At 61.3% G+C, this 7,839-nt stretch carries 7 protein-coding genes; 2 read left to right on the top strand and 5 right to left on the bottom strand.

What is annotated here, in order from left to right:
- The 3 genes from HHJ16_RS02615 to lplT form a co-directional block, all read right to left on the bottom strand.
- A partial coding sequence (locus tag HHJ16_RS02615; RefSeq protein WP_293640417.1) for a glutathione peroxidase occupies positions 1-482 on the bottom strand: 482 nt, incomplete at its 3' end.
- 43 nt (positions 483-525) lie between these two features.
- Entirely contained in the window at positions 526-1,452 is a 927-nt protein-coding gene (locus tag HHJ16_RS02610; RefSeq protein ID WP_293640413.1) for a DMT family transporter, read from the bottom strand.
- Positions 1,452-2,732 (bottom strand): lysophospholipid transporter LplT, encoded by a 1,281-nt coding sequence (lplT, locus tag HHJ16_RS02605; protein WP_293640412.1) that lies wholly within the window; start codon positions 2,730-2,732, stop codon positions 1,452-1,454. The genes HHJ16_RS02610 and lplT overlap by 1 nt, the downstream gene beginning before the upstream one ends.
- Positions 2,733-2,910: 178 nt before the next feature.
- Between lplT and alr the strand changes: the two genes are divergently transcribed.
- Positions 2,911-4,005 carry an alanine racemase gene (gene alr / locus HHJ16_RS02600; RefSeq protein ID WP_293640411.1) on the top strand — a complete coding sequence of 365 codons (1,095 nt, stop codon included), beginning with the start codon at positions 2,911-2,913 and terminating at the stop codon, positions 4,003-4,005.
- A gap of 11 nt (positions 4,006-4,016) precedes the next feature.
- Here alr and eutC read toward each other — a convergent pair whose 3' ends face one another.
- Positions 4,017-4,844, bottom strand: a complete 828-nt coding sequence (eutC, locus tag HHJ16_RS02595) for an ethanolamine ammonia-lyase subunit EutC (RefSeq protein WP_293640410.1) — start codon at positions 4,842-4,844, stop codon at positions 4,017-4,019.
- The gene (locus HHJ16_RS02590) at positions 4,841-6,265 is read right to left on the bottom strand and encodes an ethanolamine ammonia-lyase subunit EutB (protein WP_293640409.1); all 1,425 of its coding nucleotides are present in this window, start codon (positions 6,263-6,265) and stop codon (positions 4,841-4,843) included. The genes eutC and HHJ16_RS02590 overlap by 4 nt, the downstream gene beginning before the upstream one ends.
- A 188-nt stretch (positions 6,266-6,453) precedes the next feature.
- Here HHJ16_RS02590 and radA point away from each other — a divergent pair, with 188 nt between their 5' ends.
- Positions 6,454-7,830, top strand: coding sequence for a DNA repair protein RadA (radA, locus tag HHJ16_RS02585; RefSeq protein ID WP_293640408.1), 1,377 nt, complete (start codon positions 6,454-6,456; stop codon positions 7,828-7,830).
- The last annotated feature ends 9 nt before the right edge of the window (positions 7,831-7,839 follow it).

Raw genomic sequence — 7,839 nt, 5'->3', positions numbered from 1 at the left:
AGCGCCGCTTCGATGTCCTTGGTCAAGTTGGCCGGCTTGTCGAGTGGCGCGTAACGCCTGATGACTTGGCCGTCTCTGCCAATCAAAAACTTGGTGAAGTTCCATTTGATGGCTTTGCTGCCCAGCAAGCCAGGCGCTTCGGTGGTCAGCCACTTGTACAGCGGATGCGCGGCGGGACCATTCACGTCGATCTTGGACATCATGGGAAAACTTACGCCGTAATTGACTTGGCAAAATTCGGCAATTTCGCCATCGCTACCCGGGTCCTGAGCACCAAACTGGTTGCACGGAAAGCCGAGTACCGCCAAGCCTCGGCCGGCGAAGGTGGTGTGCAGCGCTTCGAGACCGCCAAACTGCGGGGTGAACCCGCAGTGGCTGGCCGTGTTAACGATCAGCATCACCTGTCCTTTGAATTCAGACAGAGAAATATCTTTGCCGCTGATTTGACGGGCCTCAAAATCGTAAACCGTGTGGCTTGACATGCGCATGAACAGGGCTCCTCGTGTGAATCGTTACCGGGCCGGGTCACGGCGATTTTGCGCCACTTTCTTCGTTGGCGGAGGGCGCCACGGCCGCCAGCACTGCCGCCAACACAATCAGGCTGCCGCCAAGCAGGATGCGCGGGCTGAATTGAGCGGCCCCCAGGGCGGCCGCTGACCCGCTCGCAAACAGGATTTCAGTCAACATCACGATGGCCGTCGTGCCGGCGGCCAGTCGAGCAGCGCCATACTGCAGCGCCGCATTACTGGCCATAAATGCCAGGCTGAGTCCGAATAGCAGCGGAATGCCGGCCGCCAGCAGGGCCGGGGCCGGTACTGTCTGCTGCCACATTCCTAGCAGTGCGACCGCTGTAGCCAACAGGCCACTGCCCCCAAATATCGCCAGCATGCGCGAACTGCTGGGGGTGTGGCTGTATTTGCGCAGTAGCGCATTGGTCACCGCAAAGCTGAAGCCACCCATGATCGCGAGCCAGTCTGCGCTACCCTGCGGAACCGGCCAGGGTGAATCCGGCTGCTTCAGCACGACCAGCACGCCGAGCATGGCTAAAAGAAGCCGCAGCAGCGACCCCCACGTTGGTTTTTCGCCCAGCAAGGCCCACGCAACCAACACCGACCATGCGGGCATGAGGTAAAACAGCAACACCACGCGCACCACGTCGCCTACCGTCACCGCCCAGTTGAAACCGACATTGGTAAAGCCGGACGCGGCGGCCAGAAACCATAACTGCGGATGCGCCGCAAAGCTGCGCCAAGCCTTGACGGGCAGCATCAATAAGGCCGCAGCAACCATCAGGTAAACCAGTGCGGTAGCCCACAGCGGATGCAGGCCATAGCCTTGCAACTGACGAAACGGCCACCAGGAGACGCCCCAGACGAAGGCGTTGACCACCAAGGCGCCGGCAGCCAGTTTGGCCGTGCGCCGCTCGGCGAAGCGGGTAGTGTCTAACCGCATCAGTGCGGTTTATCGCTTCGGGCGAGGCTCAGCAGATGGTCAAGCTGCTCTTTGTATTTGATGCAGTTGACTTTGTGCCAGCGCTGAATCAGCCACATGAAACTTGCCACCAGAAAGCCAAAAGCGGTAATCGCACCAAAGGCCGACAAACCCAGGCCAGTGGAGAGGCTGTAAAGCGCGCCCAAGCTCAAAATACAGGCTTGTTCATTAAAGTTTTGCACCGCAATCGAGCGCCCCGCGCCCATAAGATTGTGTCCGCGGTGCTGCAGCAGCGCATTCATGGGAACCACCAGAAATCCGCCCAGGCCTCCCAGCAGAATCAGGAAGGGCGCAGCCACCCAGACATTGCCGATGTAATTCATAAGGATGACCAGCACGCCCATGGCGATGCCCAATGGCATGACCTTTGTCGCCTGATCCAGACGCATGCGCATCGAAGCCAGGACGGCCCCTATGGCGGTACCAATCGCCACGACGCCTACCAGCGACGAGGCCTGGGTGGTGCTGTAGCCCAGGGCCGCCGCACTCCAAGCCAAAACGATGTAGCGCAGGTTGCCTGAAACGCCCCAGAACAGCGTGGTCGTGGCCAGTGAGATTTGCCCGAGCTTGTCGCGCCACAGCGCCGAGTTGCAGTTCCAGAAATCAGGCAGCAGCTCCAGCTTGTTGCGCGGCATGGGCCGCATTTCAACCCCGGTGGCAGGGATGCGTATGTTGAACCACGCGGCAATGATGTACAGCAGGATGAGTACCGAAATGGCCGCTTGAGGTGGCGTTTCGACGCCGGTGTCGATAATGGGAAAGTCAAACGACAGCAGCAGGCTGGAAACCGTGTGGCCGACCAGTTGACCACCCAGCAACACGCCAAGAATGATGGAGGTAATCGTCAGTCCCTCAATCCAGCCGTTGGCCTTGACCAGCTGTGAGGCCGGCAAGAGTTCGGTCAGGATGCCGTATTTGGCAGGCGAATAGGCGGCGGCACCCAGCCCGACAATGGCGTATGCAAGCAAGGGGTGCGAGCCAAACAGCATCATCAAACAACCGACAACCTTGATGGCATTACTGACAAACATCACCCGACCTTTGGGCCGGGCATCGGCGTAAGCCCCCACAAAAGGCGCTATCACCACGTAAAACAGCGCAAACATCGGAACCAACGCCGCTGGCTGCCACTTCGGCGCGCCATTGGTTTTGAGTAGTTCGACGGCAGCTACAAATAGCGCGTTATCAGCCAGCGAGCTGAAAAACTGGGCTGCCATGATGGTGTAAAAACCGCGCTTCATTAAACTGTATTGATCACCACACGAAATACATCAGCTGATCTGATGCTGCAAGATAAGGGTGAATGTCTCCAAACGATCCCGGTTTATAGCACGCAGCTCAGTGTCAGAATCCCTACAGGCCTTTACACGCATTGCGCTTAGCTGACCCGCCGCCATAGATCAACTCCAACATTTTGCCATGCCACGTCCCATTCTCGTCACCATTCACACCGCAGCGCTGAGCCATAACCTCGAACGAGCCCGCGCCGCCGCGCCCGACGCACGGGTCTGGGCGGTCGTGAAGGCGAACGCTTACGGCCATGGTATCGAGCGGGTATTTGATGCCCTGCGCAGCGCTGATGGCTTTGCGGTACTGGATCTGGCGGAGGCGCAACGCCTGCGAGCACTCGACTGGCGTGGCCCCATCCTGCTGCTTGAAGGCTGCTTTGAGGCGCGCGACCTTGAATTGTGCTCCCGCCTTGGCCTCTGGCATGCGATCCATTGCAATGAGCAGATCAACATGCTCGCCGCCCACAAGACCCAGCTACCGCACCGGGTATTTCTCAAAATGAACGCCGGCATGAACCGGCTGGGTTTCACACCAGAACGTTACCGCGCCGCCTGGACACGACTAAACGCCTTACCCCAGGTGGACGAGATTTCGCTGATGATGCATTTTTCAGACGCCGACAGTCCCAAGGGCATCAGCGCACAGCTCAAGGCTTTTGAGTCCGTGACCCACGACCTTCCCGGCGAGCGCACCTTGAGCAACAGCGCCGCCACGCTGCGCCATAGCGCCGCTTTGGCCGGCTGCTCTGACTGGGTCAGGCCAGGCATCGTGCTGTATGGAAGCGCTCCCGACTTCCCGGAGCACAGCGCCACCGACTGGGGCCTGATGCCCACGATGACGCTGACGTCCCGAATCATCGGAATGCAAAATCTAGCGACCGGGGACAGCGTCGGCTATGGCTCCAGTTTCATCGCCGACAGGCCGTTGCGCATCGGTGTCGTCGCCTGCGGTTATGCCGACGGCTACCCCCGGCATTGCGGCACCGGAACCCCGGTATTGGTAAACGGAGTACGTACCCGCCTGGTCGCTCGCGTCAGCATGGACATGATCACGGTCGACCTGACCCCGGTGCCCGATGCGGCGATGGGGACTGAGGTGACGCTGTGGGGGCGGTCTTCGGAGGGCACTGTCCTGGCGATCGACGAGGTGGCGCAGGCTGCGGGCACGGTGGGGTATGAATTGATGTGCGCGGTGGCGCAGCGCGTGCCGGTTGCTGTCGAATAGGTCTGCAAGCGCTATAGCTTCCCGAGGGTCAAGCCGCTGTGGTCTTTCAAGGTAATGCCCGTCTGACCCACCCGCCGACCTTCTGCCACCAGCCATGCCAGTCGGCGAGCCGCCGTTTCGAAATCCTGACCGGCGGGTCGGATGTTCGAGATGCAGTTGCGCTGGGCGTCGCTGCAACCCACGCGCGGGGTATGGGTCAGATAAATGCCCACGCTGTCTGGGGCGCTCAAGCCGGGTCGCTCTCCGATCAGGATGGCAACCATGCCGGCACCGAGAATTTCGCCGACCTCGTCAGCGACTGCGACCCGGGCGTGGCGCACCACCACCAAAGGCCCGAGCTGCAATGGCGGATCTAGTGCAGCGCGAATGGCGTTTAAAAGAGCCACGCCGTGCTGCTGAATACCGAGCGATGAAAGCCCGTCCCCCAACACCAGAACCAAGTCTGGGGCGGAACACCGCAACGCGCCCAGGCGCATCGCGCTTTCAGGGCGCAAGCGACGACCTTTGTCGGGGCGCAGCAAATACTCGGACCGATCCCGCGCCTGACTTTCCAGGAATACGACATCGTTCCAGGCGTGAGTCACCAGTTCATCGTTCAGTGCTTCGGTATTTAGCGGCACTTGGATGGCGTCGCGCGCTTGCGCGTGCGCTATCGTAAGGCGCAGCACCTCGTACGTGGGCAAACTGACCCCAGTGCGCCCCAGCGCAATCCGGGCAGGCGTGTGGCGGCGCAGGTGCAGCCACGGGTCAGGCAGCACCGGAGCGGTCCGTGCGTTGACCTCTTCCGCCGTGTCAGACCGGGACACGCGCGGGGTTGCCGAAGCGTTGGGCAGTTTCATGGTGGCTTTGGTTCTGGCTCTGGTGGCATGTCGTGGATTTGCGGCGCTTGCAAGGTTTTCACCAGCGGATGGTGCAACTGCGGTGGACTCAGCCGGCCTTGCGGGTCGGTCACGCCCATGCGCTGAAGCCAGACCTCGAACTCGGGCGCACGCTTTAATCCCAGCAGTTCGCGCAGCACCAGCGCATCGTGAAATGACGTGCTTTGGTAATTCAGCATGACATCATCGCCCCCGGGCACGCCCATCATGAAATTCAGCCCTGCGTTCGCCAGCAGCACCATCAGGTTATCCATGTCGTCCTGGTCCGCTTCGGCATGGCTGGTGTAACAAATATCACAACCCATTGGCAAGCCCATCAGCTTGCCGCAAAAATGATCTTCCAGCCCGGCCCGAATGATCTGCTTGCCGTCATACAGGTATTCAGGTCCGATAAAGCCCACCACGGTGTTGACCAGCAACGGGCGGTAACGGCGTGCGACCGCGTAGGCACGGGCCTCGCAAGTTTGCTGGTCCACGCCGTGATGCGCATTGGCGGACAGCGCGCTGCCCTGTCCGGTTTCAAAGTACATCACGTTGTTGCCGGCCGTTCCGCGCTGCAGCGACTGCGCCATGGCGTGAGCCTCGTCCAGCAGTGCCAGACTGACGCCAAAAGACTGATTGGTCGACTCCGTGCCGCCGAGCGACTGGAACACCAGATCAACCGGTGCGCCTTGCTGCATCGCTTGCATGGTGTTGGTGACGTGAGTCAACACGCAAGCCTGCGTGGGCACCTCACCGCGCGCAAGCACGTCGTCGAGCAGGTGGATGAGACGGATCAAGTCGGGCATGCTGTCCGAGGCCGGATTGACCCCCACCACCGCATCGCCCGCGCCATACATCAGCCCGTCTACCAGCGAGGCGACGATGCCGGCTGGGTCGTCGGTGGGGTGATTCGGTTGAAGACGCACGGACAAATGCCCGCGCAGGCCCTGGGTGTTGCGAAAGCGCGTGACCACCTCGCAGCGACTGGCCGCGAGAATCAGGTCCTGATTGCGCATCACCTTGCTGACTGCCGCGGCCATTTCAGGCGTGATACCCGGTGCCCGACGCCTTAGCGCGTCAGGTGTGGCTCGCTCAGACAGCAGCCAGTCGCGAAAACCGCCCACTGTGAGCGACGCGACAGGCAGAAAAGCGCTGGCATCGTGGGTGTCGATGATCAGCCGAGTCACCTCGTCGTCTTCATAAGGAACCACGGCCTGGTTCAAAAAGACAGACAGGGGCAGGTCAGCCAGCGCGCATCTGGCCGCCACCCGTTCCTCCGCGCTGTCGGCGGCGAGTCCTGCCAGACAATCCCCCGAGCGCAGTGGCGTGGCTTTGGCCATGACCTCGCGGAGGCTGCCGAAGCGGTAAACCCGCTGCCCAATCGTGGTGCGAAAACTCACGTTTGATGTCTCCTATTGCAGGTGAGGTGAGCGAAGCGCATGGAGCGACTCTTGCTATCGAGTCTGATTCTCCGCCAACTGCGCATAGCTTGTCATCACGTTGGCAGCAGGCGAGAACCTAAGCCAGCGCGAACCGGGCCGGCGCCCTACAAATTCATGCGGCTCCCCGGCGCCGCTATATTTGACCTATGGCCAAAGAAAAAACGATTTACACCTGCAACGAATGTGGCGGCATCAGCCCGAAATGGTTGGGCAAATGTCCGCATTGCGACGCCTGGAACACGCTGATCGAATCCGTCGCCGAAAGTAGCGCCGGGAAGCACCGTTACAGCCCGCAGTTCCACTCGCTGGCCAAGGCCTCGGATGTGATCGCGCTGGCGGACATTGACGCCACCGACATGGCGCGAACACCCACCGGCCATGACGAACTGGACCGCGTGCTGGGCGGTGGCATTGTGGAAGGCGGTGTCGTGCTCATCGGCGGTGACCCCGGCATCGGCAAATCCACTTTGCTCCTGCAGGCGCTGGATTCGCTGCAACGGGCGGGCCTGACTACGCTGTACGTCACGGGCGAAGAGAGCGGCGCCCAAGTGGCGCTGCGTGCCCGGCGGCTGGGGCTCGATGGTTCCCAGGTCAAGGTAATGGCTGAAATCCAACTGGACAAAATCCTCGCCACACTGGACGCGACCCAACCGGCGATTGCGGTGATCGATTCCATCCAGACGGTGTATTCAGACCAGCTCACCTCGGCCCCCGGTTCGGTGGCGCAGGTGCGCGAGTGCGCGGCGCACCTGACGCGCGCGGCCAAATCCAGCGGGGTTTGCATCGTGCTGGTCGGTCACGTGACCAAGGAAGGCGCGCTGGCTGGCCCGCGCGTTCTGGAGCACATGGTCGACACCGTGTTGTACTTTGAAGGTGACACGCATTCGAGTTTCCGCCTGGTGCGGGCCATCAAAAACCGCTTTGGCGCGGTCAACGAAATCGGCGTCTTCGCCATGACCGAAAAGGGCCTCAAAGGCGTGAGCAACCCGAGTGCGATTTTTTTGAGCCAGCACAGCGAACCAGTGCCCGGCAGCTGCGTCATGGTCACGCTGGAAGGCACGCGGCCCATGCTGGTTGAAATTCAGGCCCTTGTGGACGGTGGCGGCCCCAGCCCGCGCCGCCTGTCGGTGGGGCTGGATCGCGACCGCCTGGCCATGCTGTTGGCCGTGCTGCACCGCCACGCCGGGGTAGCCTGCATGGATCAGGATGTGTTTGTGAACGCTGTCGGCGGGGTTCGTATCAGCGAACCGGCGGCCGATCTGGCGGTCATGCTGGCCATCACCTCCAGCCTGCGCGGCAAGCCCTTGCCGAAGGGTTTCATCGCATTTGGCGAAGTGGGGCTGGCAGGCGAAGTCCGGCCCGCGCCGCGCGGCCAGGAGCGCTTGAGGGAAGCCGCCAAGCTTGGCTTTAGCGTGGCAGTGGTGCCCAAAGCCAATGCCCCAAAGAAACCGATTGAAGGACTGACTATCCATGCGGTAGAGCGCATCGAGGAGGCCATGGAGGTAGTGCGCGGCCTGAGTTGAACCGATGAC

This window comes from Polaromonas sp. (assembly GCF_012927485.1).
In the GTDB taxonomy this organism is placed as follows: Bacteria; Pseudomonadota; Gammaproteobacteria; order Burkholderiales; family Burkholderiaceae_C; genus Polaromonas.
This window is presented reverse-complemented; position numbering and strand designations above follow the sequence as displayed.

Excerpts from the sequence above, each read along its gene's own strand:
- HHJ16_RS02610 (WP_293640413.1), bottom strand. The coding sequence starts at position 1,452 with ATGCGGTTAGACACTACCCGCTTCGCCGAGCGGCGCACGGCCAAACTG.
- lplT (WP_293640412.1), bottom strand. The coding sequence starts at position 2,732 with ATGAAGCGCGGTTTTTACACCATCATGGCAGCCCAGTTTTTCAGCTCG.
- alr (WP_293640411.1), top strand. The coding sequence starts at position 2,911 with ATGCCACGTCCCATTCTCGTCACCATTCACACCGCAGCGCTGAGCCAT.
- eutC (WP_293640410.1), bottom strand. The coding sequence starts at position 4,844 with ATGAAACTGCCCAACGCTTCGGCAACCCCGCGCGTGTCCCGGTCTGAC.
- radA (WP_293640408.1), top strand. The coding sequence starts at position 6,454 with ATGGCCAAAGAAAAAACGATTTACACCTGCAACGAATGTGGCGGCATC.